The sequence below is a fragment of the Pseudodesulfovibrio sp. 5S69 genome (assembly GCF_037094465.1).
Lineage (GTDB): Bacteria > Desulfobacterota > Desulfovibrionia > Desulfovibrionales > Desulfovibrionaceae > Pseudodesulfovibrio > Pseudodesulfovibrio methanolicus.
The window spans coordinates 2,453,264-2,479,695 of sequence record NZ_CP146609.1 but is presented as its reverse complement, the minus strand read 5'-3'; the positions used below and the strand labels follow the sequence as shown (position 1 = coordinate 2,479,695).

The following is a 26,432-nucleotide window of genomic DNA, read 5'->3' as shown; positions in this document are numbered from 1 at the left end:
GTGACGTGACATGAATCGAATCAAGAACATCCGTCCCGGCGTTCTGGTGATCCCCGACGCCGGGTTGAAGCTCAAACCCGGTCAGGTGGTCGAGGTGGAACGTCTCACCAAGCAGATCCAGGCGGCGCTCAAGAACGGCCGCCTGGCCATGACCGACAAACCGAAGCAGGAACCGCTCGCCTCTCCAGAGCCAGATCAGGACGCGGAACCGGTGGACCTGAGCAAACTCTCCGCCACCGACGCCATCTCCCGGGTCAACGAGGAAGCCAATCCGGAAACCCTCAAAGGCTACATGGACACCGAGAAACGCCGCACGGTGATCGACGCACTCAAGAGCCGTCTGGAGGGTCTGCAAGGTGCTGCTGAGTGACCTGATCGCCGACCTGCGGCTCGACCTGTCCGATCCGGGCGCATCTCTCTTCGAGGATCAGACTCTGGAGAGGTGCGTCCGGAAGGCCGTTTTCCGTGTCGGCCGTGACCTCGACCAATCGCTGACGATCACGGCCGGAGAGATTACCCCCGATCCCACCGGCGAGGTCCGCGAGCTTTTGGTGATCATGGCGCAGATCCACGCCTGCCAGGTCATGCGTTCGGCCACCGCCAACGCCTTCTCCTTTTCCAGCGGCGACAAGCGGGTGGACAAAACCGGCCAGCCCGGCCACTGGGCCAAGCTCGAGGCCGATCTGCTCGCCGACTACCGCCAGCGGCTCACCGAGCTGCGTCCGGACACCCAGCTCGATCAGGAAGCCTACATCCTGACCCCGAGCGGCCTTACGCCGGTCATCTACGAACAAGGGATCGATCTCGATGTTGTTGAATGACCGGGAACGCGCCGAAGCCGTGGCCGACGTCGCCCGGCTGATCCTCTCCTCCGGCCAGACAGCACGCGTCCTGCGCGTGGTTCCCGGCGAGCGGCTCTACGGCACCGACGATGCCGAATACGCGGAGATCTCTGTCATCCCCCTCGAACTGAACGAAACCCCGCCGGAGGAGCTGAGCGGCAAGATCGACGCGCTCGCCTGCGTCCTTCCAGATGCCGATGTCCGGGGTGAAGACCGCCTGGCCACCGACAGGGAAACCTATCGCATACAGAGTGTGGAGGAAGAACACTTCTTCGGCACCGTCACCCACAAGAACCTGCAACTGGTGAAGCTCAATGGGCGTTAGGCGAACCGGTGACTGGGACAAGGCCCGCGCCAAGCTGACCGCCGGCATGGGGCCGCGCCTGGCCACGGCCCTGCGTCAGGCCACGATCCGCAACGCCCTTTTTCTCGTGCGCGAGATCCAGCGGGGGATTCGCTCCCAGGCCCCGGGCGGACAGGCCTTCGTGAAGCTCGCCGAGAGCACCATCGAGCGCAAAGGTTCCAGCAAGGCGCTCATCGACACCGGCTTTCTCGTCAACGCTATCACCCAGAAGATCATGGCCGACAAGGCGTTCGTCGGACTGCTGCGCGGCACCGTCAACAAGGACGGTGAAGACATGGTGAACATCGGTGCCGTCATGGAGTACGGGGCCACCATCAAACATCCCAACGGCGCGACCATCGTCATCCCCGCCAGACCCTTTCTGCATCCGGTGATGGAGAAGTACCGCGAGCAAATCCTCCAGAACTATCGCGAGGCGATCCGCTCCGCGCTTTGAGCCTCCGACACATCCCCAGCGCTTCCGGTAAGTAACCAGGCAGAAAACGGAGGCGTCCCTTGAGCACGATACAGACCGTCACAGAAACCCTGATCCGCCTGGCCAAACAGGCCATCCACCCGGACACCGTGCTGGTGTTCCCGGATGACCTGTTCGAGGTCCAGCGCACCCCCAGCGTCATCCTCCAGGGGCCGAAGCTGGCGGAAGACCGCTTCCGTCGCAGCCAGAGCCGCCTGTTCGAACAGAATGTCGCGGAGCTGAGTTTCGAGGAGTGCCGGTTTCCCCGGCTCTATCACCTCGATTTCGACCTGGTGGTGACCGTGGATCGGGAGGCCGAACTGCTCGGTTTTCACGAATCGGTTTCGCGGTTCCTTCAGCTTCACCCGGAGATCGCCATCACCGACCAGGGCAGCCTGAACCTTACCGAACTGGTTCCTCTGGGCGGCCTGGCCCGGGTGAACCTCTCCAACCTCCGGCAAAGCTCCGGACGCATCCGCATCGAATCCTGCCCGGTGTACGACGGCGACCTGCGCGACGGTCGGCTGATCCGGGACCGGACCTTCCAGTTTCACGGCGACGTGACAGAGCAACGAACCATTCAACCGTAAAGGAGAACAACCGTGATCGAGATCAGAAACCTGCAGTTCCAACCCCTGACGTTCAACCTCTCCGGCCAGGGAACCCTCCACCTCGGGCCGCGAGAGCGCAAGAGCATCGCCCGCAAGGACCTCTCCGCCGAGATCAAGACCGCCGGGAAACGCGGACTGGTACGCATCACCGACCTGACCGGCGGCGCGGAACCGGAGCCGGAAAAGCCCACGGTGACCGAGGACGCCGGAACCGATGAGGCCAAGACCACCAGCAAGCGGAGGAAATAACCATGCCGACCTATCTATCCCCCGGGATTTACACCCGGGAAACGGACTTCAGTTTCTATGTGAAGCAGATCTCGACCTCGTCGGCCGCCATGGTCGGGGTGGCCGAGAAAGGCCCGATCAACAAGCCCGTACTGGTGACGAGCTGGGAACAGTTCATCAACCGTTTCGGCTCTTATATCAACGAGAGCTATCTGGCCTACGCCGCCCGGGCATTTTTCGACAACGGCGGCTCGGTCCTCTATGTCACCCGCATCGCCCATCTGACCGACCCCACCGACCGGGACACCCTGACGGCGCTCAAGGCATCCGTCGTCCTGCAGAACCGGGAGGCCACGCCTGCCGATACCCTGCGGATCGAGTCCGTGAACGAAGGCGTCTGGGGCGACCGGCTCTCCGTCTCCATCGAGGATGGCTCCCTTGACCCGGCCAACCATTTCAACCTGGTGGTCCGGCACAAAGGCGATGTGGTCGAGGTGTTCAAGGATCTGAGCATGGACGAGACGCTGCCGAACCATGTGGAGCTGGCGATCAACGACCGCTCGGATTTCATCCTCGTCCAGGATCTGGCCGCAGTAATGGGAACGCCCGGCGACCGTCCGGCATTGGGGGTGTTCACGCTCAGCGGCGGCGACAACGGGCTGACCGATCTGGCCGATGCGGACTTCATCGGCGATCCCTCGCAGCATACCGGCCTCTATGGCTTTGACGAGATCGACGCCCTGAACCTGCTGATGGTCCCCGGCGTCACCACGGTGCCGGTGATCAACGCCGGAATCGCCTATGCCGAGGGGCGCAAGGATCTGCTGTTCATCGCCGACACGCCCATGCATCTGGAGCCGCTCGAAGCGGTCGACTTCCGCAAGGGACAAGGGATGTACAGCCACGCGGCATTCAACTCCTCCTACGCGGCGCTCTACTACCCCTGGCTGGAGATCAGCGATCCGGTCAACTCGCGCAAGAAGCTGGTGCCGCCCTGCGGCGCGGTGGCGGGCTGCATCGCCCGCAGCGACCAGAAGACCAACGTCTGGAACGCGCCCGCCGGTATCGACCGTGGCCGCATCTTCAACACGCTCTCCCTGGCCTACAAGACCAGCCGTGGCGAGCGCGATGTGCTCTATCCGGAAGGGATCAACGTCATCGCCGTGTTCCCCGACACCGGCATCAACATCTGGGGCCAAAAGACACTGCAGAGCCAGCCCTCGGCCGTGGACCGCATCAACGTCCGCCGCCTGATGATGTTCATGGAGGAAGCCATCTCGGAATCCTCCCGCTTCGTGGTGTTCGAGCCGAACCATCCCCAGACCTGGCGTGCCCTCGGCCGCCTGATCAACCCCTTCCTGCAGGACATCAAGGACAAGGGCGGCCTCTACGACTTCGCCTTTCAGTGCGACGAGGAGACCAACACCCCGGCGGTCATCGACCGCAACGAAATGGTGGCCCGCGTGTTCGTCAAGCCGACCAAGACGGCGGAGTTTATCGAGCTGAACTTCATCCTGACCAGCACCGGCGCGGACTTCAAAGAAATCATCTAACGGGAGAACACGGCTATGAGAAGCGGAAACATGCCCAAGAGCCTTTACCAGAACTGGCAGTTCGCCATCGAGGTAAACGGCTTCGACGTGGCCCTGTTCCACAAGGGACAGGAGCCCCAAACAGAATTCGAGGAAGTGGCCTTTGCCCCGGCTGGTTCGATGTTCGACCAGAAGGTGGCGGGCCGGGTCAAGTTCGAGGACATCACCCTCGAGAAAGGCAACCTGCAGGACGGCTCCGACGAGGCGGCCCGCGAATGGATCAAGAAACAGGTGGACGTGAACGCCGTCACCGGCGGCCTTCCGGCCGACTACATGCGCGACATCGACGTTGTCCGCTACGACCGCACCGGCAACGAGACCCGCCGCTGGACCCTGCACGGGGCCTGGGTGAAGGCGCTCGAATACGACGAGCTCGAGGGCGGCAACACCGAGAACACCATCGAGAAGCTCACCATCTGCTTCCAATACTGGACCTAAACCGGAGGATCGACCATGTACAGCTTTGAACTGCCAAGCGGCACTGAACTCGAGCTCCGGGAAATGACCGGGGCCGAGGAAGAACTGCTCACCAACCAGCGCCTGATCCGCTCCGGAGAGGCGATCAACCAGGTGCTCCGCAACTGTTTCGTCCGGCTGGGCGAGAAGACCGATCCCGATCTTTCCGAGGTGATGAACCTGCTCTCGGGTGACCGGTTGTTCGCCCTGGTCCGCCTGCGCCAGATTTCCCTCGGCGACGAGGTTGAACTGGAGCTGAGCTGCCCGAACAGCGCCTGCCGCATGACCAACTTCGTGACCGTCAATCTCGAGGATCTCAAGGTCACCCCCTACGGCGAGGAGCGCGAGTTCGCCTTCAAGCTGCCCGGCTCGAAGAAAGCCGTCCGCTTCGGATATCTCGACGGCCACAAGGAAAAGCGCCTGGCCAGCCTGCGCGAGCCCAACATCAGTTCGGCCATGCTCATCCGCATCCTCGACATCGACGGCAAGGCTCCCTCCAAGAAGAGCCTGGCGGAAATGTCGATGCGCGACCGCAACGCACTGCGGCAGGAGATGTCGCGGGTCGACGCGGGAATCGACACCTCGGTCGAAACCGAATGCGATGGCTGCGGCACCAAGATCCGAACCCGTCTGGAGGCAGAACCGGCTTTTTTGTTCCCCGGAGTTCGCTTGTAAGCGACGCATTCTTTCTCGCTTACGGCGGACTGCACTGGGGCTGGTCGGAAACCCGCTCGCTGCCGCTCAGGGTCCGGCGTCAGTTCGTCGAGGCCCTCGAGCGGCAGCTTGATTTTGAACGTGAGCAAACGGAACGGCGATAGATGAACGGCGATCTCGGACTGGGCATAGTGGTATCGATGAAGGATGCGTTCTCGCAGAACGCGCAGCGCATCCGTGGCTCCATGATGGACCTCGATTCCACCGTGGCGGATGCCAGCGAGCGGATGACCCGCAACCTGGATCGCATCCAGCAAGGCACCATGATGCTGGGGGCGGGACTGGCTCTGATGGCGGTGCCCGCCGCCCTGGTCGCTTCCACCGCCGCGACCCAGAAGGCCTTGGGCGAGCTGGCGTCCCTTGGCGTGCAGGACCTCCGGGCCATCGAGGACGCCGCAGAATCCTTCACCAACCAGTGGTCCGGCGCTGACAAGGCGGCGTTCATCACCGCCACCTACGATGTGAAATCGGCCCTGTCCAACCTAAGCGACGAGGCGGTGGGCGTCTTCACCTCCATGGCAGCCATGACGGCCAAGGCGACCAAGGCCACCACCCAGGAAATGGTCGGCACCTTCACCACGGCCTACGGGATCTTCAAGCCCATCATGGCAGACATGAACGACATGGAATGGGCGACCGCCTTTTCCGGAGCCATGGCGCAGACCGTGGCCTCGTTCAAGACCAACGGCACCCAGATGGCCGACGCCATCAAGAACATCGGCGCGGTGGCGGCCGCGAGCAACATTCCGCTGAATGAGCAGCTCGCCGTGCTCGGCCAGCTCCAGACCACCATGCCCGGCTCCGAGGCGGGCACGCTGTACAAGACGTTCATCATGAAGGCGGCCGAGGCCGGTGACGAGCTGGGCCTGTCCTTCACCGACACCAGCGGACGTCTCAAGGGCGTGGTTCCCATTCTGCAGGAGATCAAACGCCAGTTCCCCGATCTCTCCAACGCCGCCGCCCAGGTGAAGCTGAAGAAGGCCTTCGGTTCCGACGAGGCGGTCAAGTTCCTGCTGCAGATGTCGGCGGGCATGGGGAGCCTCGAAGGCAATATCCAGTCGGTGGGCCGGGCCATGAAGACCGGCACGGCGGTCACCGAACAGATGGCCGACGCCATGAACCAGGACATCGGAGCCCGGTTCCTGCTCCTGCGCCAGCAGGTGGCCAACCTCAGCGAAATCCTGGGACGCACTCTGCTACCGGTGGTGACGCCGGTGATCAACGGCGTCTCCCGCTTCATTCTGTTCCTGCAACGCATGGCCAAATCGATGCCGGGCGTGACCCGGGTTGTCCTGGGACTGTCCATGGCCCTCGGCACCATTCTGGTCGTAGCCGGAGCCGTCACCGCCGCCGTAGGCATGGTGGGACTCATGCTGCCCGCCATCAAGGCCGGATTCGTGGCCATCAGCGCCGCGCTCGCCGGAGTGGGTTCGGCGGTCGCGACCTATTTTCTGCCCGTCACCGCGATTATCGCTGGCGTGATCCTCTCGGTGTATTTGCTAAAACGCGCCTGGGAAACCAATTTCGGCGGCATCCAGGATGTCATCACCGGGGCCTGGAACAAGGTCTCGCTGGTCTTCCGGGGGATCAGGGAGCTGGTGGGCTCGCTCAGCGGCGGCGTCGGGCAGATGTCGGCCGAACTGGCCCATAAGCTCGAATCCGCCGGACTGCTGGGCTTCGTGGTCACCGTCTTCAAAGCCTATTATCGCGTTCGCGAAGCCTTGGCCGGATTGTGGGGCGCTTTTTCCCATGCCTTTGGCCGCATCCGCGCCATCCTCGAACCGACCGTCCGCACCCTGATGAGCGCCTATGCGGCGCTGGCCAGCGCGGTCTTTTCGGTGGTGGAGATCTTCGGCGTGGCCGCCAGCGCCACCGATGGGTCGTCCTGGCGCACCTTCGGCACGGTTATCGGCACCGTCGCCGGTGTGCTTCTGCAGGGGTTGGCATTCGCGCTGAAGATCGTGGCCTGGAACCTGTCGCTCATCGTCCGAGCCTTGGCGGTGGTGGTGCGCAGCGTGGTCTGGGTCGGCAAGATCATCGTCGGGTCTCTAGTCGGAGCGGCCAAGTTCATCTACAAGTTCCTGTTGCCCGTGCGCATGATCGGCGAGGCCTTCATGGCCACCGGGAAGATTGTCTATGCGGTCTGGCAGGTGCTGACCGGTGACATTTCCCTGCTGGACGGTCTCAAGGTCATCGGCGGCGCGGTCTACGATTTTCTCGCCACCCCGTTCCGGTGGGCGCGGGATGTGGTGGTCGGTGTCTGGAATTTCATTTCCGGGATCTTCACCTCCATCGGACGCCTGGTGGCCGACGCCGCCGGACAGATCGGCCAGGCGATTCTCAATCTGCCGATCATCAGCACCCTGCGGGATCTGTTTGCCACCGTGCGCTCCTTCTTCGCCGGGGACACCACCTTCTTTGAGGCGGGCAAGAAGCTACTGATCACCCTTGGCGAAGGGATCTGGTCGGCGGTGACCTATCCCTTCACCATGCTCAAGAACGCCTTGGGCAAGCTGCGCAATCTGCTGCCGTTCTCCGATGCCCGCGAGGGACCACTCGCCAGCCTGACCGCCTCCGGTTCCGCGCTGCTCAAGACCCTCGCCGACGGCATGAGCCTTACCCAGTCGCTGCCCGCGAAAGTGTTCGGCTTCGCCGCTCGCGGGATTCTCTCGGCCGCTGCGGGAGCGTGGCAGCAGGTCAAAACGGCGGGCGGAAACCTCATGGACGCCGCCTCGGCTCCTTTCCGGATGGCCGGAAAACTCTGGGACGGTCTGACCTCCGGCGCACAAACCGTCGCGGCCAAGGCCGGTGCCATCTTCGAAGGTCTCAAACAATCCCTGTTTGGCGGCACGCCTGAGCTGGCGATCACGCCGCCCCAGGTCAATGCCTGGGACGCGCTGGCCACGGGAGCCGTCACTGTTCGCGACCGGATCGTTGCCACGCTGTCTGCCGTCCCCGGGGCTGTGGGCCGAATCTTTGCCAGTGCCGGTACCGAGGGTCAATCTCTCTGGCAGAGGCTTTCCAGTGGCGCGAGCGCGGGCATTCAGGCGATCAAGGATCGCAGCGCCGGGATCGCCAATGGTTTGCTCTCCTCCGCTCGCGCCATGCTGGGAGTCCAGACCCCGGTCCCGCAGGTGGCCGAGCAGAAACAACCGCTCGGAGCTGCGCCGCCCGCCGAATCGATTGGGCAACGCATCATCGAAAGCGTGCTCAGTCTCGTGCCGCGTCTGGACGAACGCCTGGTGCCCAAGGCCCTGAGCGCCATGCTGATGCTCCAGCCAGTCATGGCCACGGCCGCGCCACCCCCACAACCGATGAGCGGCACCGTGCAGACCGTCGCGGCGGCCGTCGAGCCGGTAAGTAAGAGCTACATCCAGCCGTTTGCGGTGGAACCGGCACCGGAAATCGGAAGTGCCTCTCCCGCTCCGGCCGGGATCGAGCGGCCCAAGACGGCCGCGCCGACTCCGATAGCGAAGCCCCTGCAATCCGGACTGACCGAGACGGTGCCTTCCGAACGCTTGATCGCTCCGGCCCGCACCGCTCCCGCGACACCCCTGCGGGCAGAGGACGCCGGTCCGGGTCTGCGCGAGCTTCTGGAATCGCTGCTCTCGCGCCTCGATGGCCTGGCCGACCGCCCGGTGGAACTGAGCGTGACCACCAACATCGATGGCCGGAAGGTGGCCGAGGCCGTCTACAAGGATCTTCGGGAGCGGAAGATCAGAAACTACGAAACCCTGTGAGAGGACCGATGAAACGCATCTTTGTCTGCAGCCCGTTCGCGGGTGACATAGCCCGAAACGTGAAGGTCGCCGAGGCGCTTTGCCGACGGGTCATGAGAAACGGTCACGCGCCGTTCGCGCCGCACCTGTTGTATCCAACCTTCACCGATGACAGCGTTCCCGAGCAGCGGGAGACTGGCATCGCCTGCGGCCTGGCCTACATGGAATGTTGCGACGAGGTGTGGGCGTTCACCGGCAACGGCATTTCCAGCGGCATGCGGCTGGAACTCGACCGGGCCGGACAACTGGGCAAGCCGATCATCGAGATCGCCTAGGTGTAAGGAATGGCCTGGGATCAACAGCCCATCAAGGGATATCTGGTGGACGCCGACACGGGGGAGCGGCTCGAATTCCAGTACAACCCCAACTCCATCAGCGACGAGAAGTCGACCGACTACGCGACGATCAAAATCCCCGGCATGAGCCATCCGCGCTACCAGTACGTCGCCGGGGAACCGCGCCGGATCGCCTTCAAGGTCGAGCTGTTCAAGGGGCCGGTGAAGCAGAAGGTCGACTGGCTCCGCTCGCTGCAATATCCGGAACACGCCGGAACCATGCTCAAGAACGCGCCGCATCGTGTGCTACTGATTTTCGGCGATCTCTACCCGGGCGTGACCTGCATCGTCCGGCAGGTGAAGGCGCGTTTCTTCGGCCTGTTCGACCGGGACAATCTGCTGCCGCAACGGGCCGAGGTGGACATCGTCCTCGAGGAATATGTGGACCGTTCCATCAACTGGTCGGAGGTGCGCTCATGATCGGCCGCGATTCCCGATACGCCCGCTGCGTTCTCTACCGGGACAGCGACGGCACCTCCCTCGGCATGCGCCAGCGCATCGACACCACCCCCAGACACGACGACCGCCTGCACACCGTGGTCGAGGGCGACCGCCTGGATCTGCTCGCGCACCGCTATCTGGGTGACGCCAGGCTCTGGTGGATCATCTGCGACTACAACGACCTCTTTTTCCCGTTGGCGCTCGAGCCGGGTCTGGCGCTGCGCATTCCCTCCCGCGAACACGTCCAGATGCGCCTGCTCGACTGAAGCGTCCGACACCTCGCCATGCCTTCCGGTAAGTAAGCAGGGAACTGCGAACTACCGGAGAGACGCATGGATCTGGATACCTTCAAGCCGACATTTCTGATTCAGATCGAGGGGCAAGACCTCTCGAAGGACATCACCCAGGAGATCACCTCGTTCGTTTTCACCGACAACGAGGAGGAGTTGGATGTCCTCGAACTGTCGGTGACCGACCGCAACCTGCAGTTCGTCGACGATCCGCTGTTCCAGGAAGGCAACGAGATCGTGGCCCGCTTCGGCTACGTGGGGAACCTCTCTCCGCGCAAGAAAGCGGTCATCAAGGACATCGATTACGACTTCCCGGAAAACGGCGATCCGACCATCCGCATCAAGGCCTACGACAAGGGCTTCAAACTCGCGGGCAAGGAAAACCAGAAGGTCTGGCAAAAACCTGCTCCCGGCATCCTCTATTCGGAAATCGCCGAACAAGTCGCCGCCGCCAACGGCCTCACGCCGGTGGTCACGGCCACCAAGGGGACCCATCTCCGCGTCACCCAGAGCAACATCTCGGACGCCCAGTTCCTCAAGGAGCTGGCGGAAAAGGCCCGCGACCGCGATGGCGACGGCGTCAGCGGCTATGTCTTCTACATCCAGGACGACGAACTCCATTTCCATCCCCGCGAACTCGACCAAACGCCGCTGCTGACCCTCGAATATTTCACCGACACCAAGGGCCTGCTGCGCTCGTTCCGCCCCAGCACCCAATCCCAGGGAGCCAAGGGCGCGGGTGTCGAGACCAAGACGGTCGGCGTCGACCCGCGCAAGAAGGACGTAGTCGAGCACAAGGCCAACAACGCCACCACGCCCGAGCGGACGGCCCTGGGCAAGCAGACCTATCTGGTCGACGGCAACACCGGCGAAGGCAGCTTCAAGGAACAGGAGACGGGGCAGATCGTGCCCTGCTTCGACCGTTCCGAAGGCTTTCACGAAGAGCCGCGCCAGGAGCCCGCCCAGGACAGCGCCGAAGGCAAGTTCCGCGAGGCCGAGCTGCGCCAGGTCGAGGCGGACGCCGCCACCATTGGCATTCCCCAGCTACGCGCCAAGAAAAACGTCGAGATCAAGGGCGTGGGCCAGAAGTTTTCCGGCATCTACTACTGCCACTCGGTGCGCCACAGCATCAGCAGCGCAGGCTATCTCTGCGAACTCAAACTCAAGAAGAACGCCCTCGGCAAGGGCGCGGGCGACAAGTCCGCCGAGTCCCAGGGCAAACCCAACGACAAGGAGGCCCCGCCCACGCCGCAAAACGAGCCGCCAGCCATGGTGACCATCGACGCGGACTCCGGCGCGGTCACACAAGGAGGCGGCAATGGGTGATCTCAGCAAGAATTTCAACCGTTCGGAATTCGCCTGCAAGGGCAAAAACTGCTGCGGCCATTCGGCTGCGGTCCATCCCGACCTGGTCGACGCCCTGCAGACCCTGCGCGACCGCATCGGCAAACCGCTGTCCATCACCAGCGGCTTTCGCTGCAACCGACACAACAAGGCGGTGGGCGGCGCGGAACAGAGTTTCCACACGCTGGGCATGGCGGCCGACGTGAGCTGTCCCGCTGGCGTTTCGCCTGAAGCACTGGCGGTCATCGCCGAGGAGATCCCTCTCTTCCGCGAGGGCGGCATCGGGGTCTACGCCTCCTGGGTTCATCTCGACGTGCGCCAGTCGGGCAAGGCGAGGTGGCGGTCATGAGCGCCCAAACCAAGACCCTGTTTTCCGGCACCGCGCTGGGTCTCTCCGGACCGCTTCGGGTGGAGATCTTGCCCAATGGAATGACCGCGAGGCTGACCCAGCCGTTCCGTGTCCGCACCGGCGCTGGCCGCATCATCGAAGTGCCCGCCGGGTTCGAGACCGACTTCGCCTCGGTGCCGCGCCTGTTCTGGCGCGTGGTGCCGCCCTGGGGACGATATTCCCCGGCGGCCGTCGTTCACGACTATCTCTACCACACCGGCAAGGTCTCGCGGCTTGCTGCCGACCGCCTCTTTCTCGAACTGATGGCGGCCCTGGGCGTGCCTCTGTGGAAAAGGCAGGTCATGTATTGGGCGGTTCGTCTGGGCGGCTGGCTGGCCTGGGACGCCAGTCGAAAGCGGGAGGCGGAGCATGCTTGAAACCCGCGACCGTCAATCCGAGGAACGCTACCGCAACCGCTGGTACGGCAAGTACCGGGCCTTCGTGCGCGACAACAACGACCCCGAACGCCTTGGCCGGGTCCGTCTGGAAATCCCAGCCGTGCTCGGTAGCGGACGGGAGAACTGGTCCGAATGGGCCGCGCCCTGTTTCCTCTACGGCGGCAACGACGACACCGGCATGTTCCTGATCCCCGAGGAAGGTGCCTCGGTCTGGGCCGAGTTCGAGGGCGGCGTCGTCCAGTATCCGATCTGGACCGGGGTCTGGCTGGCCAAGAGCAATCCCGGCGAACAGCCCGAGGAATCCAAGCGCACCTGCGCCAACGCCTTCTGCCATGACTGCGAGGACAAGGTCGAGCATCAGGCCAACCGGCATGACGATCTCGAACACAAGAAGTACCACGGCCATCCGCCGTATTACTGCCCGCGCCTGAAGGTCCTGCTCAAGACCGAAACCGGCCATACCATCCTGGCCGATGACCGCGACGGCGACGAGCTGCTGCGGATCATCGACCGCGCCGGGCAGATCCTCACCATGGAAGGGAAGGTGAAGCCGGAGATGCAGAGCGGCAACGCCCTGCGGCGAGGCACGAAGGACGCCGAGAAAGGCGACCAGCTCGACATCGCCTCGCAGATCGTCGGCTCCCGCGCCCGCATCCAGCTCACCGACCTCTGCCGCCAGCAGGTGATCCTCGAAGCCTGGCAGGACAAGGAGAAGGTCCACATCCTCTCGTGCGACAAGGGCCGCTCCCGCTGGCAGAAGATCCTCATCGACACCACCAAGGGCCGGGAGAAGGTTCACATCTGGGGGCTCAACGGCACTCAGGAAATCCTGGTCGATTCCACCGCCGCCGCCGAACAGATACGGCTCACAGACAAGGCCGGTCAGGTGGTGCGCATGAACGCCGCGCCCGGCCAGGAGAGCATCAGCGCCACCGATAAGTCCGGCAGCCTCGTGTTCATGGATGGGGTGGCCGGAAACATCATCATTCGCTCGACGAACACCGTCTTGATCAACACCTGAAGGAAGCATCGCATGGGAGAAAGAACAACAACGCCCTCCGGACTCTCGGCCAGCGAGGAATTGCTGGCCCGGACCTTCGATCATTGGCGGGAGGAATTCCGCAGCATCCTCGAAAACCACCGCCGGGAAATCCAGGACCGACTCGAGAAGATCGAGCGTGAAATCGAGAAGAAATCGGACAAGGAAAACGTCGAGGTACTGGTCCGCTCGATCTATTCCGATCTGCACCGGCACGCCGAGGAGATCGACCGGCTGCACGCCCGGGTCGGCTCCAAGATGGGGACCGAGACCATGTGGAAGATCGTCGGCCTGGTGCTGACCATCGGCAGCACCATCGGCGGACTCGTCGGCTTTCTGATCCATCTGCTGCTGAAGGTAAACCCATGAGCTCCCAGGCGCGACTCGGCGACATCAGCAGTCACGGCGGCGTCATCATCACCGGAGCGAGCCGGACGCTGGACAACGGCATGCCGGTGGCCCGCATGGGGGATCTGCACGTCTGTCCCATCCCGGGGCATGGCGTGACGCCCATCGTGACCGGCAGCTTCGATACCATCACCGAAGGATTGCCCAACGCCCGCATCGGCGACATCACCGCCTGCGGAGCCATCATCGTCACCGGCAGTCCCGACACCATCGACAACTGAGGAGGCCGCCATGAACACTCTCGAACAGCCGCAGGAACCGCACTACTGGGATGTCTTCCCGAAGCTGATCCGCGTCTCGCGATCCCCATTCGTCCAGCGCATTCCGCTCTCGATCCGTGGCCTACCCGAAACACCGGTGTTCGAATCGTCCAATCCCGACGTGGCCAGTGTCGATGAAGACGGCAATGTCGAATGCGGCTTCGTTCCCGGAGCGGCCATGATTCTGGTCTGGGATTCGCCCGAGCGGCTCAGCCTGCGGCACGTTCAGGTCGAGGTCTATGGCGGCGGCGTCTCCGCACCGGTGGAGGTCCCTTCATGACGGATGCCCCGCCAACCTTTTGCCACTGGGAGGTACAGCCTCGCTCCATCCGCCTCTCCGCTGGCGAGTTCGAGCAACGGATTCCGCTCTCACTGCGCGGCGACGTGGACGCCCCGGTCTTTGCCACCAGCAATCCGGAGGTCGCGGAGATCGGGCCGGACGGTGTCATTCGCTGCGGCTGGACCATCGGCAACGCCGTGCTCATGGTCTGGCGATCCTCGGCCCGGGACAGCCTTCGCCATGTTCTGCTGGAGGTCCGCGATCCGTCCTGGTTCGCCGACCACCCGGACTTTGCCAGCGGAGCCACGGTCTTCCTCAGCGGCATGGTGGTCAACGCCCTCAACACCAGCGGCGTCGGCAACGCGCTGATCGAATTCCGCCGCTCGGAAACCGGCCCGACGGCGTTCCAGACCTTCGCCAACGCCTATGGCGGGTTCGAGCTGTCCGTACCTGAAGGGTTCTATTACATAGAGGTCACCGCGCCGGGATACATCGCCTGGCATGGCTGGGTGAATGCCGACCCCAACACATCCGGCGACATCCAGATCGTTCTCTCGCCCGAACTCGACGGCCAGGTCGCCCGCATCGTGTTGCAGTGGGGCCTGAACCCCCGGGATCTCGATTCCCATCTCACCGGACCGACGCCATCCGGCGGCAGGTTCCATGTGTTCTATTCCCACACCATCGAAAACGAGGCGGCGGAATTGGACGTGGACGACACCAGTTCCTACGGGCCGGAGACCATCACCATCCATCGGCTCATCCCCGGTGTCTACCGCTACGCAGTCCACGACTACACCAACCGCAACGCCAATCCGAGCACCGGCCTGGCGCAGTCCGGAGCATCGGTGAAGGTGTTCTTGAGCGATGGCCGTGAGCAGACCTTCAACGTTCCCAACGCCCCCGGCACGGTCTGGACCGTGTTCGAAATCGACGGCGCGGCCGGAACAGTGACGGCGGTCAACGCCATGAGCTATCAATCCCAACCCGCCAATGTCGGCATGTAATGGAGGTTATCCATGATTTCCGAAGAACCCTCCGAATTGCAGGCCACTATCGAGCAGACCGATTCCGGCGAACAGCAGTATGTTTTACGGGCGCTCTGCGATCACCTGTCCGGCATCCGTGAAGAGCTTTCCGGCATCCGCACGCTGCTGGAAGCCGGTCACGCCGCTTCGGAGGCGATGCGCGGCCAGGCCCAGGCCTATCTGGAGGCCCAGCAGGCCAGGACCCAGGAGTACCTGGACCAGGTTCAGATCGAGCCGGAGCCCGATTTCTATCCCTTCGTCGAACTGCCTGTGGGCACCGAACCCCGGGATCTGCCGGACGGCAACCGGCTCTTCACCTTGCCCGACGGCATGATCCTGCGGACCACTGACGACCAGCGAATCTGCGTCATCGACGCCGGGGAGCAGCAGGTCGTCACCCCCGGACCCGGCACGGCCGTCGAGGTCGCCCCGGGACGCCTTTACACCCTGGTCGAGTCCTATCTGAGCGCGACCCGGGAGGCAGCCGGTATCAGCGGACTGCCCGCCGGGATCGATCCGACCGCCATGGGCGCGGAACGCTTCGCGGTGGATCTGCCCGAGGGCATCCGTCTCGACGTCGATCACCGGGAGCGGTTCATCACCCTGATCAACCCGGCCGGACCAATCGACATCATCGGCATCGGCCGCATCGAGGGCATCGGCGAGACCATCACCGTTCGTCTGCTTTCCGGGGGAGCCAAGGGATTCCAGTGCGGCAAGTCCGGCCACGGCGGGCTGATCGAGGCGGACGGAACCATTCACCTGGGGCTCAAGAGCGGCCTGGATCTGGTGATCCGTTTCCAGGGAGAAGCTATCGACGACGACACTTCGGAAAGCGGCTGCTCGGGACAGTGCGGCATCGACTGCGAGGAGCGTACCTGATGAGCTATGACTTTCTCGGCAAGGGATTGCGCTACCCGTTCCGGTTTCAGTCGGTATCCGGCGGCACCCAGATCTCGGCCGCCACCTCGCGGGAGCACGAACATATCCGCGAAAGCATCCTGCAGATCCTCGGCACCCGGATCGGCGAACGGTTCATGAATCCGGAGTTCGGCTCCAGGCTGAAGGATCTGGTGTTCGAACAGAACGACGAGGTGCTCAAGGGTCTGCTGCGCCATTACGTGATCGACGCCATCAAGCGCTGGGAAAAGCGGGTGATCATCACGGAGGTGCGCTTCGACGACCGGCCGCTGAACATCGACTGCAACCTGCTGCTGGTGCATATCGCCTACCGGGTGATCCAGAGCCAGGTGGACGGCAACCTGGTCTATCCCTTCTACAGAGAAGACCCGAACAATCCCGCGCCCAGCTATCCCCAGCCGGAGCCCGAGCCGGAACCGCAGCCGGTGCGCAGCGTGCGCCTGTCGCCGGACGTGCGCTCGCTGTTCAATCTGCTCTGGTTCGACGCAGCCGAGATGAGCCCCGATCCGGACGATTCCTTCATCTGGCCAGCCGGGGAATACGAAGTCGCCTACATCGAGGGAGCCTATCAGGATCGCAACGGCAAATGGATCGTTAGCGATCCGGGTGACAATCACGGCCATTACCTGGTCTTCAAGGGAGCACCTGAAACGGAAACGCCCCAGAGCGAGCATTCCCTCTATCTGGCTGCGAGCGGTCTGGGCTTCGACACCCAGAGCCAGGCGGAAGACAACGCCGCTGGCACCGTTCACCGGATCACCACGTCGGAGTCTGGTCGCATCGGCCTGTTCTATTTCGAGGGCAAGAAGGAATCCCACTACCTCAACAACACCTCCGGGCAGCCCAATCCCGTCTGGCAACTGCGCGGCCCGCTCTGAGGCATCCCGCCTCCGACACATCCAGGCCCCTTCCGGTAAGTAACCGGCGTGGCGAGAGCATCAGGCGCTCTCGCATACCCGCCGAAAACCGGAGAGACCATGGGCCGCGCAAGCATCGGATATATCAACAAGGATTACGAATCGATCCGCCAGGAGCTGTTGGCGAAGATCCCGCAGCTCACCGACCGCTGGACCGATTTCAACCACTCCGATCTCGGCGTCGTCCTGCTCGATCTGTTCTGCGGCGTGGGCGACATGCTGGCCTACTACCTGGACGCCCAGGCGGCGGAGGCCTTCCTGCCCACGGCCCGCCAGCGGCAGAACGTCATCAACCTCTGCAAGCTCATCGGCTACCGGCTGGATTCGCCGGTGGCCTCCACCACCACGCTGCGTTTTCGGCTCTCCGCTCCGCTTGGCAAGGATTTGACCATTCCGGCGGGTACGGCCTGCCGCGCCTTGCTGAATGACGGCGAGGCGGATTTCGAGACAGTCGAGGACGGCCTGATCCCGCGAGGCGTGCTCTCGGTAGACATCCCGGCCCGTCAAGGCGTGCGCCGCACCGAGACCTTCACATCGACGGGGCTGCCATTCCAGCGCATCCGCCTGACCGGCGACGCCATCGCCCAGGGCACCATCACCGTTACGGTGGGGGACGACGCCTGGAGCGAGGTCGATCATTTCCAGGACAGCCTGGCCGACAGCCGTCATTTCATGGCCGACCTGGACGCCCTCGACATCTCTACCCTGATTTTCGGCGACGGGCAAAGCGGCGCTGTACCCGCTCAGGGAAGCGCCATCACCGTCAGCTATCTGCAGACCATCGGAGACCAGGGCAATCTCGGTCCGAATCGGATCACCCAACTGCTGAGCCCGGTCTACCTCGACGGCGGCCAGGTCTCCCTGACCGTCACCAATCCTGTTCCCGCCACTGGCGGCGCTTCGCGGGAAGCCCTCGAACACGCCCGCAGACAGGCACCGGCAGAGCTGCGCAGTCTCTGGAAGGCCGTCACCCTGGAGGATTACCAGGCGCTCGCCGAAGGTTACCCCGGCGTCGCCAAGGCCAAGGTGCTCGACACCAATGCCTGCCAGAACATTCGCTATTACAACGTCCAACTGGCCATCGCCCCCAACGGCGGCGGAATGCCCTCGGCGCTGCTCAAGCGGGACCTCGCGGAGTTTCTCGAACGCCGCAAGGTCATCACGGTCGAGATCAACCTGTTCGATCCGATCTACCGCCCCGTTTCCATCGACGCCGAGGTCTACGTCTGGCCCGGTGAACCGCTGGAAAACGTGCGTAGCCGCATCGAAGCCGCGCTCTCCGATTTCTTTTCCTTCGACCAAGTCTCTTTCGGCCAGACCATTCACTTCTCCGACCTGGTGGCCCTGATCGATGGCGTGCGTGGCGTCAGCCACATGCATCTCTACGCGCCCAGGCAGGACATCCTGCTGCGCCACGGCGAAATCCCGGTTCTCGGCAGCGTCAACCTCGATCTGCGGAGGGCCGGTTGATGTCGGATTGGTTCAAGGACAATCTGCTCGGCCTGCTGCCGCCGCTTTACGAGCACAACGACGAGGCCGGTGACCTGCGCACCTTTCTGAGCCTTCCCGCCGGAACGCTCGACGAGCTCAAGCAGGCTATCGACGACTTCCCGACCATCTTCGACGTCGATCATTGCGACGAACGCTTTCTGCCGCTGCTGGCGAGACTGGTCGGCCTCGAAGTGGACGGCACCTGTTCGCCGGACTGTCAGCGCCGCCGCGTGTGGGAGGCGGTCGAAATCTATCGCCGCAAGGGCACCATCCCGGCCATCGAACGCGACTTTGACGCGCTCGGTTGGCAGGGAGAACTGCAGGAGACCTTCCGCTCGGCTCTGCGTCTCAATGCCCGTTCCCGACTCAGCAGCGCCAAGCTGCCCGGGCTGGTGTTCAGCCTCGGCGTGTTTCGTGTGCTGTGCCTCAACCAGACCGAAGGGCTGCGCGACGCCCTGGTGTTTCACCACCCGGCGGGCACGCGCTGTTTTTGGCTCCAGTTCCTCCTGGAATGGATCGAAGGCGGCGCGATGCTCGATTTCGGGCATACCAACGCCGTGCGCCGGATCGTGCTGGCGTTTCCCGACGAAACCTTCGTCCTCGGACGATCCTCGCTCGGTTCATGTCGTCACCTGACCAACAAGCAGAGGGCCTGGGAGCTGCTGCAGCTCACCAGCACCACGGAGATGATCCCGGAGATCGACCGGGCCGCCGTGAAGGTCTCCCGTTTTCACGGCCGCCAGAACCGGGTGCGTCTGAACCACAAGGCCCTCAACGACTGGCGGTTGCCGTACACCCGTATCGGGGAGGACCGGGTTTCCTTCTGCACGCCCATCTACACCGGCCGCGATTTCGAAGGCGATGTGCTGGAAAGCGGCTTCGGGCTGGGCGAGAGCCATCTCAACCGCAAATCGCTGACCCATGGCGAGACCGAGCTGCGCTACTGCTTTCGGCAGAAGGACTTCTTTTTCGACACGCAGGCGGAACCGGTCGAACGGGCGGAAGCCAAGTACGACCTGCGTCTGCCCCTGGAATCCCGGCACCGCCTCTGCTTCCAGCTTGGCCGCGCCAGGCTCAACGAAGGTCTCGACCTCACCGCCAACCAGGGCGGCATCAGCAATCTGCTGCTCGCCTCCACCGCTGGCTGCGACGCGGACGTCACTTTGGCCGTCGACCGGATCGACCGATGGCGGCGGAGAGGGCCTGTGTTCCGGCTCAACGCGAACACCCTGAACACCCGGTATCTGAGCAATGCGAATCTGACCGGCGAACGGGCCTCGCTTGAAGTCTACGTGGACACGGGCTCTCTCCAGCGTCATCGGGTCGAGACCATGAAGCTGGGCGCAAGCCCGCTCAACACCACCGGCCTGCGCCTTTCCGTGGATCGGACCCGCCCCATGCGCGTCAGCCGCATGCGCCTCAACCAGGCCGGATTCCGCTGGTCGCGGCCGTCCTACCGCTGGCTGTTCCGTCAGCAGGACCTGCACGCGCCCACGCAGGCCGGGTTCGAGGCCGCCACTAATAACTATCGCGCCACCCAGTGGCCCACCTGAAGGAGAACCCATGGCAATTCACCTCTATCTTGACGAAGCGCTGACCCAGCAGATTTCCGAGGGGGATTTCAGCCGTCCCGAGGCCGAGAGCTACAACGGCACCGACGGCGAGATCAAGGATCGGCAACTCTACGTCGCCAACGAGCAGACTGGCCTTGCCTCGGCCATCGACGCGGCGCAGACCGCCATCGCGCTGGCCGAACCGCGCTTTGCCGACGGCGAACTCATCATCATCGACGGCGAGCAGATGCTCGTCGAAAGCGGCGGCCGAACCGTCAATCTCATCGTTCAGCGGGGCGTGGCCAACACCGCTCCGACCGCGCACGACGCCGGGACGACTGTCTATTCCGGCTACGACTACACCGGGCTGGTGCTCGATCCCATCGACGAAACCGGCACCGACGAATCGGTCTGGTACCGACTATCCCTGACCCAGGCCGGACTCGACACCGCCACCCAGGGCGCACCGCTGAATCTCGGCGACAAGGCCTTCCAGCAGACGCTGTCTTTCTGGCGGCGCTGCACCGTGCTCCCGGGCACGCCGGTGCAAAACAAACTCGACATCAAGCTGCGCCTGACCGGCACGGAAAACCCAATTCTCTAAGGAGGCCGCCATGGCATACCACAGCATTCAAGGACTCGCCCACGGTCGGCTCGACCTGCTCAATCAACTGCGGACCTTTCTGGTGACCACCATCGGCTGGACACTGCATGACGACCAGTCGGCCGACCCGCAGCCGTATTTCGTTTTCAAGTCTCACGGGGAATCCGGGGCCGAGGACGTCTATCTGCAGTTCCGTATCAGCACCACCTCCGGGCGGATTCACGTCGCCGCATTCCAGTATTGGGACGCGGCCACCCACACCGGCGTCAACGAGGCTTCGCACACCAGTTACACCTACCTGCGGGTGGAGGACAGCGCCGACTTCATCTTCTGGCTGTTCGCCGACCTGGATCACGTTTTCGTGGTGACCAAGCTCGTCTCTACCTACTACGGCCATTACAGCGGCTTGCTGAAACGCTTCTGGTCCGGGGCCATCGCGCTCACGCAGGCGGCGGTCACCTCCGGAAGCGGCGTGGTGCTTCAGGTCAACGACGCCACCGTAGTCACACCCGGACAAGACTATGTGATCAAGGACGACGCGGGCATCGAACGCGTGCGGGTGAGCGCCATCGACACCGCAGCCACGCCGAACACCATTACTGTGGAGGCCCTCGTTCGGGATTACGCCTCGGGGGCAAAGATCGGCGAGGACCCGCAGCCGGTCATAAACAGTTACTACAACGCGCCGGGCACCTTCTACGCCGTGAACAAGTTCGACGGCTGGACTTCCGCCTCCGGCCAGCAGGGCCGCTGCGGCGCGGCCAACGGCGGTCTCCAGGGCGAAACCGATCCGGAGATGCGCTACGGCACCACCATCCTTTTTCCCTGGCTCGCCTCGATGTCCGGTTCCGCTGCCTACCAGGAACTGCGCGGCGAACTCATCGAGATCTTCTCCGTGGGCGGCGGCAACGTCGCCTCGGAAGACACCATTCAAATCGGAACGGACAGCTACCGCGTGTTCAACCTGACCACCGGCGGCTGGTGCGCGGTGAAGGAATAACCCCATGGCAACGCATAGCGGAAAGCTCAAACCCATCAGCACGATCACCGGCCAGCGTCGTCCGGAAACGCTTATGTCCATGAACCGGGGCCAGGCGCTCAAGCTCAGCGGGAGGATTCGCCGTGGCCGTGCATAAGGGACAACTGGCATCCATCACCACCCGCAGAGGCACACGGCGGCCGGAACTGCTCGCCATTGGAGCGGCGCAACCCGGAGCGCTTTTCGAGCTGTTTTCCGGGGCACCGGCCAGGCGCACGGTGATGGTTCGGGCCGACAGCGCAATGCGGGTCGCCCATCGGCTCGAACGTCGATCCGACCTCGCGCTTCGCGTGAACAACCGCCTGAACCGGAGCGCCGACCTGTGGCTCGTCGTCCATGGCCGTCTGGGCGTCGATGTTGACGCGGCGGTGCGGGTGACGCGCCCCTGGCTGCGGAGTATCGACACCAGCGTCCGGACATCCGGCGCACACATCAGCCGCTCCGACACCGTTCAGCGCATCGCGATCCCGGCCGGGCTGCTGGCCGACACGCGCCAGATCCTGTTCGCGGTGCTCATCGATCAAGACCACGAAATTCAGACCTAAAGGAGAACAGCAATGGCACTGGGACTCATCGTCAAAACCGGCCGGATACTGACGGCCAAACTCCTCCTCGGCCAGGCCGTGGACGGCATCACCCACTGCGCCATCGGCGACGGGGATGCCAGCTTCAGCGACCCGCAGAATCCGCCCGCGCCGGACATCGGTCAGACCGGGCTCAGAAACGAACGCGCCCGCAAGCGCTACTACAAGCGGACTTTCCTCAAGGAGGACGCCGAAGGGGCGCTGCTGGTCAACGGCGTGCGCTACCTCGAAACCGGCGAGGAGACCAACACCATCGGCATTTTCTTCCGCTTCGACGAGGCAGAGGCCAACGGCATCACCATCCGCGAATACGGCTTCTTCGGCGGCGACGTGCAGTACGTGCAAAGCGTCACCGGGGATCTCGCCATGGGAGGCGTGTTCCATCAGGACACCAACCCGACCGGCGAGTTGCTGCGTCCGGGCTACCTGTACGAGGTGAAGAACATTCCCGACTTCAACAAGATTTCCGACACCCGCGTGGAGCTGGTCGGGATCATCAAGATCTAACTGGAGGATTCAAACATGAGCATCTCACGCGAGACATTCGACCCGACCAAGAACTACAAGCGCATCCGCTACCATCAGGATCGCGACCTGCTGGATTCCGAACTCAACGAGCAGCAGGACATCATCAACCTGGAGCGGCGCAAGATCGCCGACATCCTGTTCAAGGAAGGCTCCATCATCATGGGCCTCGAGGTCAGCGCGGCCGCCAACGTCCTGACCATGGCCCCGGGCGTGGTCTACATCGACGGCCATCTGGAACAGGTGAGCGGCGCGACCCTGACCTATGATCCGGCCACCACCAGCGGGGCCGATTACGTCTATGTGGAGCTGCTGAAGTACAACTACGGCTACACCCAGGACCCGGCCCTGATCAATCCGGCCACCGGCGAGCCCACCGCCGAACGGGAAAAATGGGTTCTTTCTCTCAAGGCGACAGACACCAGCGGCCAGACGCTGCCCAACAACGTGGCCGAGCGCCGGGTGATCCCGATCTACAAGTTCGACCGGGAGAGCGGCGATGTCACGCCCACGGTGCAGGAGAAGTCCAACCTCTACCTGCGGGATCTGCTGGGCACGCTGCCGGGCAGCCGGATCACCGTCTCCTCGATCACCGAGGACCAGCTCTCCTTCGCCGCCGCCGAAGGGCTCAATTCCCTGATTCAGAATCTGGCCGAGCGCACCTTCGACCAGGCCGGAAGCTATCTGGTGCGGGGCTTCGACACCTTCATCGGCGGCGTCGACGACGACAGCGTGGAGGCGATCACCAACGCCGGACGCGCCTACATCCAGGGCTTCCGGCATCAGCGCGATCTGCCCACTTCGACCCTGGTGCCCAAATCCATCGCCACCAAGTCGGTGCGCGGGGAGCAGAAGACCTTCGACATCAACAAGCACCGCTATCCGGTCAACTCCACGCCGCTCAAGGAGACGACCCAGGTGGAGGCCATCGTCGAGATTACCCGCAACGTCACTCGCGGCTCGGTGGGCGGCGGCGAAGACCTGCTCGACCCCAATCCCGTGGTGGACATCCTCGAGGTCAGCCAAGGGGCGACCATCTTCCAGGAGGGCGTGGACTGGCAACAGTCGGGCAACCATGTCGACTGGCTCGGCTCCGGCAACGAACCGGCCATCGGCACCACCTACACGGTGCGCTGGACCTACACCAAGCAGATGGTCAAGGGCACCGACTACGTGGACAGCGGCTGGTTCGGGCAGGCCAACCATCCGGCGGCCGGAAACTACTTCTATCTGGTGACTGCCTACAACGCCACCGGCGAGACGGCCTTCAACGCCGCTGCGGTCATCGCCCGGGCAACCGCCGCCGGGGAGATGAACAAGCTCTCCTGGCTGCCGGTCAGCGGCGCGACTGGCTATCGCGTCTACCGGGCCGCCACCAACGGCGCACGCACCGACTACAAGCGCCTGATGGAACTGGGCAGCGAGGCGCTATCCTACGTCGACGACGGCGTCGAGGAGATCGGCACCGTTTCGCCTCCGGCCACCAACACCGCCGGGCTCACCATGTCGCCAGTGCAGCTCGAGCTGGGTAACCTCAACGTGATCAATTTCGGGCGCGGCAGCCTCGGCGATCAGCCGGTGAACGGCTCCAACTGCAGCCTGGACTACGACTATTACCTCGGCCGCCGCGACATCGTTTACGCCACCACCACCGAGATCAAACGGCTGGAAGGGGCTCCGGCGGATTTTCCGAAGCTGCCCATCGTGCCGGAAAACGCCCTGGGGCTGTGCAGCATCGACTGCCCGCCCAACTCCACCGACATGGAGATCCGCAACTTCGGCCTGACCCGCATCACCATGGACCAGATCCACGACATCATCCAAGACGTCGAGGACCTGAAGTACAACGACGCCCAGTACCAGATGAACAACGAGCTGCAGAACCGGGACGCCCAGACCAAGAAAGGCATCTACTCGGACGACTTCTCGAACACCGCCCAGTCAGACATCTACCACGCCGAATGGGACGCCCGAGTCAACGAGATCGCCCGTTTCGTCGCGCCGGACCGCATTCCTCACTCCACGGTGCTCTCGGTCGATCAGGCGGGCAGCAACGCGAGCTTCTTCGGCAGCCTGGCACTGCTGCCGGGCAACGAGACCGTGCTGGTGGAACAGAACGACTGGTCCGAGGAGCGGAACATCAACCCCTACGCCGTGTTCGACAAGCCCCCGGCCATGCTGCAGATCACGCCCAACCTCGGGCGGCGCGGCCAGACCGGCATCGCCGTCACCGGCATCAACTTCACCCCGAGCAAATCCGGCATCGTACTGCGCTGCGACGGCCAGGTGATGGCCAGCAACCTGATCAGCGACGAGGCCGGTCGGGTCAGCGCCTCCTTCACCATCCCGACCAACGCCCGCAACGGCAACCGCATCGTGGAGATGGCCGACGGCGTCTACTCGGCCCGGGCCAGCCTGCAGATCAACGATCCGCTGGTCATCACCCGCATCGAGCGCATCATCGAGAACCGCATCATCCGCGTGCCCGTGGTGCAGGTGGTCTGGCGCACCCAGACCATCTTCGTGCCCCGCGATCCGCTGGCCCAGACTTTCAGCTTCACCCAAAACCAGGTGATTTCCAGCATCGGACTGCAGTTCACCGCCAGGGACCCGAGCATTCCGGTCACGGTGCAGATTCGCGGCGTCACCACCGGTCTGCCCAACGGCGTGGTGTTCGCCGAGAAAGTGCTGGCCCCGAACGAGATCAGCCTGAGCGGCGAGACCCGCATTCGCTTCGACGACCCGTTCTACGCCGAGGCCAACACCAGCTATTCCGTGGTGCTGCTGACCAACAGCACCAATTACAAGGTGCGCACCGCCACCCTGGGCAAGATGGGCCGCTGGGGCATCATCACCCGGCAGACCTATATGGAAGGCGTGCTGCTGGAGAGCTCCAACGCCGAGACCTGGACGCCGCTCAACGGCTCCGACCTGGCGATGAAGATCTACGGCTACAACTTCCAGTCCGAGGGGATGATTCGCTTTCAGCCGATCACCGGCGTGCAGTTCTCCGACATCAACCTCGACGAATACTCGGCCATCCCCCAGGGTACCGGTCTCGACTGGGAATACTCCACCGACGGCGGCGTGACCTGGGACGCCATGGTTCCCGCCGAGGAGGAACGGCTGCCCAACCTCGCCACCCGGGTCCAGATCCGCGTGCGCCTGAGCAGCTCGCTTTCCAACGACACTCCGGCCATCAACTTTCGCGACGTCAACCTGGTGGGCTACCTCAACAAGACCACCGGGGCCTACCTGACCCGCGAGAACGAGCTGACCCAGGGTGTGGAATCGACCAAAGCCTATGTGCAGATGCAGATCCCCAGTGGCACCACCCTGCAATGGTTCGCCAGCAACGACGGCGGCCTGACCTGGGAGGCGATGACCATCCAGGACACCCGGCCCATCGACGAGAACTGGACCGAGTACACCCTGGTGCGCACCTTCACCGACAACACCGGCAACAAGGTGCGCTACAAAGCCGAGATGACCGGCACGCCGCTGATCTACCCGCGCATCCATTCGCTGGGCGCGACCCTGAGCTAAG

The 26,432-nt window shown here is 63.6% G+C and carries 30 protein-coding genes and 1 pseudogene; all 31 read left to right on the top strand.

Annotated elements, in window-relative coordinates; translation table 11 throughout:
* Positions 1-10: 10 nt before the first annotated feature.
* The 31 genes and pseudogenes from V8V93_RS11755 (at position 11) to V8V93_RS11605 (ending at position 26,431) form a co-directional block, all read left to right on the top strand.
* Positions 11-370 (top strand): hypothetical protein, encoded by a 360-nt coding sequence (locus V8V93_RS11755; protein WP_054033022.1) that lies wholly within the window; start codon positions 11-13, stop codon positions 368-370.
* The gene (locus tag V8V93_RS11750; RefSeq protein WP_054033023.1) at positions 357-821 is read left to right on the top strand and encodes a hypothetical protein; all 465 of its coding nucleotides are present in this window, start codon (positions 357-359) and stop codon (positions 819-821) included. The genes V8V93_RS11755 and V8V93_RS11750 overlap by 14 nt, the downstream gene beginning before the upstream one ends.
* Positions 808-1,167, top strand: coding sequence for a hypothetical protein (locus V8V93_RS11745; protein ID WP_028588332.1), 360 nt, complete (start codon positions 808-810; stop codon positions 1,165-1,167). The genes V8V93_RS11750 and V8V93_RS11745 overlap by 14 nt, the downstream gene beginning before the upstream one ends.
* Positions 1,157-1,642 (top strand): hypothetical protein, encoded by a 486-nt coding sequence (locus tag V8V93_RS11740; RefSeq protein ID WP_028588327.1) that lies wholly within the window; start codon positions 1,157-1,159, stop codon positions 1,640-1,642. Before V8V93_RS11745 ends, V8V93_RS11740 begins: the two co-directional genes overlap by 11 nt.
* 59 nt (positions 1,643-1,701) lie before the next feature.
* Positions 1,702-2,250, top strand: coding sequence for a hypothetical protein (locus V8V93_RS11735; protein WP_144234518.1), 549 nt, complete (start codon positions 1,702-1,704; stop codon positions 2,248-2,250).
* A 12-nt stretch (positions 2,251-2,262) separates the two neighbouring features.
* Positions 2,263-2,520, top strand: coding sequence for a hypothetical protein (locus V8V93_RS11730; RefSeq protein WP_144234517.1), 258 nt, complete (start codon positions 2,263-2,265; stop codon positions 2,518-2,520).
* A 2-nt stretch (positions 2,521-2,522) separates the two neighbouring features.
* On the top strand, positions 2,523-4,052 hold the full coding sequence (locus V8V93_RS11725) for a phage tail sheath C-terminal domain-containing protein (RefSeq protein ID WP_144234516.1): 1,530 nt from the start codon (positions 2,523-2,525) through the stop codon (positions 4,050-4,052).
* Positions 4,053-4,082: 30 nt separating this feature from the next.
* A complete protein-coding gene (locus V8V93_RS11720) occupies positions 4,083-4,529 on the top strand; it encodes a phage tail protein (protein WP_235896537.1) in 447 nt (148 codons plus the stop codon).
* 15 nt (positions 4,530-4,544) lie between these two features.
* Positions 4,545-5,222, top strand: a complete 678-nt coding sequence (locus V8V93_RS11715) for a hypothetical protein (protein WP_144234514.1) — start codon at positions 4,545-4,547, stop codon at positions 5,220-5,222.
* Between the two features lie 143 nt (positions 5,223-5,365).
* Positions 5,366-6,517, top strand: a pseudogene (locus V8V93_RS19490) (phage tail tape measure protein); the annotation flags it as partial.
* 2,492 nt (positions 6,518-9,009) lie between these two features.
* A complete protein-coding gene (locus V8V93_RS11705; RefSeq protein WP_022661713.1) occupies positions 9,010-9,315 on the top strand; it encodes a DUF4406 domain-containing protein in 306 nt (101 codons plus the stop codon).
* A gap of 9 nt (positions 9,316-9,324) precedes the next feature.
* Positions 9,325-9,795, top strand: a complete 471-nt coding sequence (locus V8V93_RS11700; protein ID WP_011366981.1) for a hypothetical protein — start codon at positions 9,325-9,327, stop codon at positions 9,793-9,795.
* Positions 9,792-10,082: a LysM peptidoglycan-binding domain-containing protein gene (locus tag V8V93_RS11695; RefSeq protein WP_022661714.1), complete on the top strand. Its 291-nt coding sequence runs from the start codon at positions 9,792-9,794 to the stop codon at positions 10,080-10,082. The genes V8V93_RS11700 and V8V93_RS11695 overlap by 4 nt, the downstream gene beginning before the upstream one ends.
* A gap of 66 nt (positions 10,083-10,148) precedes the next feature.
* The gene (locus V8V93_RS11690) at positions 10,149-11,432 is read left to right on the top strand and encodes a phage late control D family protein (protein WP_022661715.1); all 1,284 of its coding nucleotides are present in this window, start codon (positions 10,149-10,151) and stop codon (positions 11,430-11,432) included.
* A complete protein-coding gene (locus V8V93_RS11685) occupies positions 11,425-11,799 on the top strand; it encodes a YcbK family protein (RefSeq protein WP_015721235.1) in 375 nt (124 codons plus the stop codon). Before V8V93_RS11690 ends, V8V93_RS11685 begins: the two co-directional genes overlap by 8 nt.
* Entirely contained in the window at positions 11,796-12,215 is a 420-nt protein-coding gene (locus V8V93_RS11680) for a DUF1353 domain-containing protein (protein WP_133039028.1), read from the top strand. Before V8V93_RS11685 ends, V8V93_RS11680 begins: the two co-directional genes overlap by 4 nt.
* Positions 12,208-13,257 (top strand): phage baseplate assembly protein V, encoded by a 1,050-nt coding sequence (locus V8V93_RS11675; protein WP_144234512.1) that lies wholly within the window; start codon positions 12,208-12,210, stop codon positions 13,255-13,257. The genes V8V93_RS11680 and V8V93_RS11675 overlap by 8 nt, the downstream gene beginning before the upstream one ends.
* 12 nt (positions 13,258-13,269) lie before the next feature.
* Positions 13,270-13,644 (top strand): hypothetical protein, encoded by a 375-nt coding sequence (locus V8V93_RS11670; protein ID WP_011700612.1) that lies wholly within the window; start codon positions 13,270-13,272, stop codon positions 13,642-13,644.
* A complete protein-coding gene (locus V8V93_RS11665) occupies positions 13,641-13,904 on the top strand; it encodes a PAAR domain-containing protein (RefSeq protein ID WP_011366988.1) in 264 nt (87 codons plus the stop codon). The genes V8V93_RS11670 and V8V93_RS11665 overlap by 4 nt, the downstream gene beginning before the upstream one ends.
* A gap of 10 nt (positions 13,905-13,914) precedes the next feature.
* On the top strand, positions 13,915-14,223 hold the full coding sequence (locus V8V93_RS11660; RefSeq protein WP_022661719.1) for a hypothetical protein: 309 nt from the start codon (positions 13,915-13,917) through the stop codon (positions 14,221-14,223).
* Complete coding sequence (locus tag V8V93_RS11655; protein WP_144234511.1) at positions 14,220-15,230, top strand: YfaP family protein; 1,011 nt, start codon at positions 14,220-14,222, stop codon at positions 15,228-15,230. The genes V8V93_RS11660 and V8V93_RS11655 overlap by 4 nt, the downstream gene beginning before the upstream one ends.
* A gap of 12 nt (positions 15,231-15,242) precedes the next feature.
* Entirely contained in the window at positions 15,243-16,133 is an 891-nt protein-coding gene (locus tag V8V93_RS11650; protein ID WP_022661721.1) for a hypothetical protein, read from the top strand.
* Positions 16,133-17,050, top strand: coding sequence for a GPW/gp25 family protein (locus V8V93_RS11645; RefSeq protein ID WP_054033034.1), 918 nt, complete (start codon positions 16,133-16,135; stop codon positions 17,048-17,050). The genes V8V93_RS11650 and V8V93_RS11645 overlap by 1 nt, the downstream gene beginning before the upstream one ends.
* Positions 17,051-17,149: 99 nt before the next feature.
* Positions 17,150-18,559 (top strand): baseplate J/gp47 family protein, encoded by a 1,410-nt coding sequence (locus V8V93_RS11640; RefSeq protein ID WP_054033035.1) that lies wholly within the window; start codon positions 17,150-17,152, stop codon positions 18,557-18,559.
* Positions 18,559-20,133, top strand: coding sequence for a phage tail protein (locus V8V93_RS11635; protein WP_054033036.1), 1,575 nt, complete (start codon positions 18,559-18,561; stop codon positions 20,131-20,133). Before V8V93_RS11640 ends, V8V93_RS11635 begins: the two co-directional genes overlap by 1 nt.
* Positions 20,134-20,143: 10 nt before the next feature.
* Positions 20,144-20,737, top strand: a complete 594-nt coding sequence (locus V8V93_RS11630) for a hypothetical protein (protein WP_054033037.1) — start codon at positions 20,144-20,146, stop codon at positions 20,735-20,737.
* 10 nt (positions 20,738-20,747) lie between these two features.
* On the top strand, positions 20,748-21,737 hold the full coding sequence (locus V8V93_RS11625) for a hypothetical protein (protein ID WP_054033038.1): 990 nt from the start codon (positions 20,748-20,750) through the stop codon (positions 21,735-21,737).
* 4 nt (positions 21,738-21,741) lie between these two features.
* Positions 21,742-21,873 carry a hypothetical protein gene (locus tag V8V93_RS11620; protein WP_268750702.1) on the top strand — a complete coding sequence of 44 codons (132 nt, stop codon included), beginning with the start codon at positions 21,742-21,744 and terminating at the stop codon, positions 21,871-21,873.
* The gene (locus V8V93_RS11615; protein ID WP_054033039.1) at positions 21,860-22,321 is read left to right on the top strand and encodes a hypothetical protein; all 462 of its coding nucleotides are present in this window, start codon (positions 21,860-21,862) and stop codon (positions 22,319-22,321) included. The genes V8V93_RS11620 and V8V93_RS11615 overlap by 14 nt, the downstream gene beginning before the upstream one ends.
* 12 nt (positions 22,322-22,333) lie before the next feature.
* A complete protein-coding gene (locus tag V8V93_RS11610) occupies positions 22,334-22,867 on the top strand; it encodes a hypothetical protein (protein WP_054033040.1) in 534 nt (177 codons plus the stop codon).
* A gap of 15 nt (positions 22,868-22,882) precedes the next feature.
* Entirely contained in the window at positions 22,883-26,431 is a 3,549-nt protein-coding gene (locus V8V93_RS11605; RefSeq protein ID WP_144234510.1) for a DUF4815 domain-containing protein, read from the top strand.
* The last annotated feature ends 1 nt before the right edge of the window (position 26,432 follow it).

Bases quoted from the DNA above. Each gene is read 5' to 3' on its own strand.
- V8V93_RS11715 (WP_144234514.1), top strand. From the start codon at position 4,545: ATGTACAGCTTTGAACTGCCAAGCGGCACTGAACTCGAGCTCCGGGAA.
- V8V93_RS11665 (WP_011366988.1), top strand. From the start codon at position 13,641: ATGAGCTCCCAGGCGCGACTCGGCGACATCAGCAGTCACGGCGGCGTC.
- V8V93_RS11635 (WP_054033036.1), top strand. From the start codon at position 18,559: ATGTCGGATTGGTTCAAGGACAATCTGCTCGGCCTGCTGCCGCCGCTT.
- V8V93_RS11605 (WP_144234510.1), top strand. From the start codon at position 22,883: ATGAGCATCTCACGCGAGACATTCGACCCGACCAAGAACTACAAGCGC.
- V8V93_RS11700 (WP_011366981.1), top strand. From the start codon at position 9,325: ATGGCCTGGGATCAACAGCCCATCAAGGGATATCTGGTGGACGCCGAC.
- V8V93_RS11630 (WP_054033037.1), top strand. From the start codon at position 20,144: ATGGCAATTCACCTCTATCTTGACGAAGCGCTGACCCAGCAGATTTCC.
- V8V93_RS11680 (WP_133039028.1), top strand. From the start codon at position 11,796: ATGAGCGCCCAAACCAAGACCCTGTTTTCCGGCACCGCGCTGGGTCTC.
- V8V93_RS11695 (WP_022661714.1), top strand. From the start codon at position 9,792: ATGATCGGCCGCGATTCCCGATACGCCCGCTGCGTTCTCTACCGGGAC.
- V8V93_RS11660 (WP_022661719.1), top strand. From the start codon at position 13,915: ATGAACACTCTCGAACAGCCGCAGGAACCGCACTACTGGGATGTCTTC.
- V8V93_RS11705 (WP_022661713.1), top strand. From the start codon at position 9,010: ATGAAACGCATCTTTGTCTGCAGCCCGTTCGCGGGTGACATAGCCCGA.
- V8V93_RS11725 (WP_144234516.1), top strand. From the start codon at position 2,523: ATGCCGACCTATCTATCCCCCGGGATTTACACCCGGGAAACGGACTTC.
- V8V93_RS11640 (WP_054033035.1), top strand. From the start codon at position 17,150: ATGGGCCGCGCAAGCATCGGATATATCAACAAGGATTACGAATCGATC.
- V8V93_RS11655 (WP_144234511.1), top strand. From the start codon at position 14,220: ATGACGGATGCCCCGCCAACCTTTTGCCACTGGGAGGTACAGCCTCGC.
- V8V93_RS11720 (WP_235896537.1), top strand. From the start codon at position 4,083: ATGCCCAAGAGCCTTTACCAGAACTGGCAGTTCGCCATCGAGGTAAAC.
- V8V93_RS11620 (WP_268750702.1), top strand. From the start codon at position 21,742: ATGGCAACGCATAGCGGAAAGCTCAAACCCATCAGCACGATCACCGGC.
- V8V93_RS11755 (WP_054033022.1), top strand. From the start codon at position 11: ATGAATCGAATCAAGAACATCCGTCCCGGCGTTCTGGTGATCCCCGAC.
- V8V93_RS11650 (WP_022661721.1), top strand. From the start codon at position 15,243: ATGATTTCCGAAGAACCCTCCGAATTGCAGGCCACTATCGAGCAGACC.
- V8V93_RS11670 (WP_011700612.1), top strand. From the start codon at position 13,270: ATGGGAGAAAGAACAACAACGCCCTCCGGACTCTCGGCCAGCGAGGAA.
- V8V93_RS11745 (WP_028588332.1), top strand. From the start codon at position 808: ATGTTGTTGAATGACCGGGAACGCGCCGAAGCCGTGGCCGACGTCGCC.
- V8V93_RS11740 (WP_028588327.1), top strand. From the start codon at position 1,157: ATGGGCGTTAGGCGAACCGGTGACTGGGACAAGGCCCGCGCCAAGCTG.
- V8V93_RS11675 (WP_144234512.1), top strand. From the start codon at position 12,208: ATGCTTGAAACCCGCGACCGTCAATCCGAGGAACGCTACCGCAACCGC.
- V8V93_RS11645 (WP_054033034.1), top strand. From the start codon at position 16,133: ATGAGCTATGACTTTCTCGGCAAGGGATTGCGCTACCCGTTCCGGTTT.
- V8V93_RS11690 (WP_022661715.1), top strand. From the start codon at position 10,149: ATGGATCTGGATACCTTCAAGCCGACATTTCTGATTCAGATCGAGGGG.
- V8V93_RS11685 (WP_015721235.1), top strand. From the start codon at position 11,425: ATGGGTGATCTCAGCAAGAATTTCAACCGTTCGGAATTCGCCTGCAAG.
- V8V93_RS11610 (WP_054033040.1), top strand. From the start codon at position 22,334: ATGGCACTGGGACTCATCGTCAAAACCGGCCGGATACTGACGGCCAAA.
- V8V93_RS11625 (WP_054033038.1), top strand. From the start codon at position 20,748: ATGGCATACCACAGCATTCAAGGACTCGCCCACGGTCGGCTCGACCTG.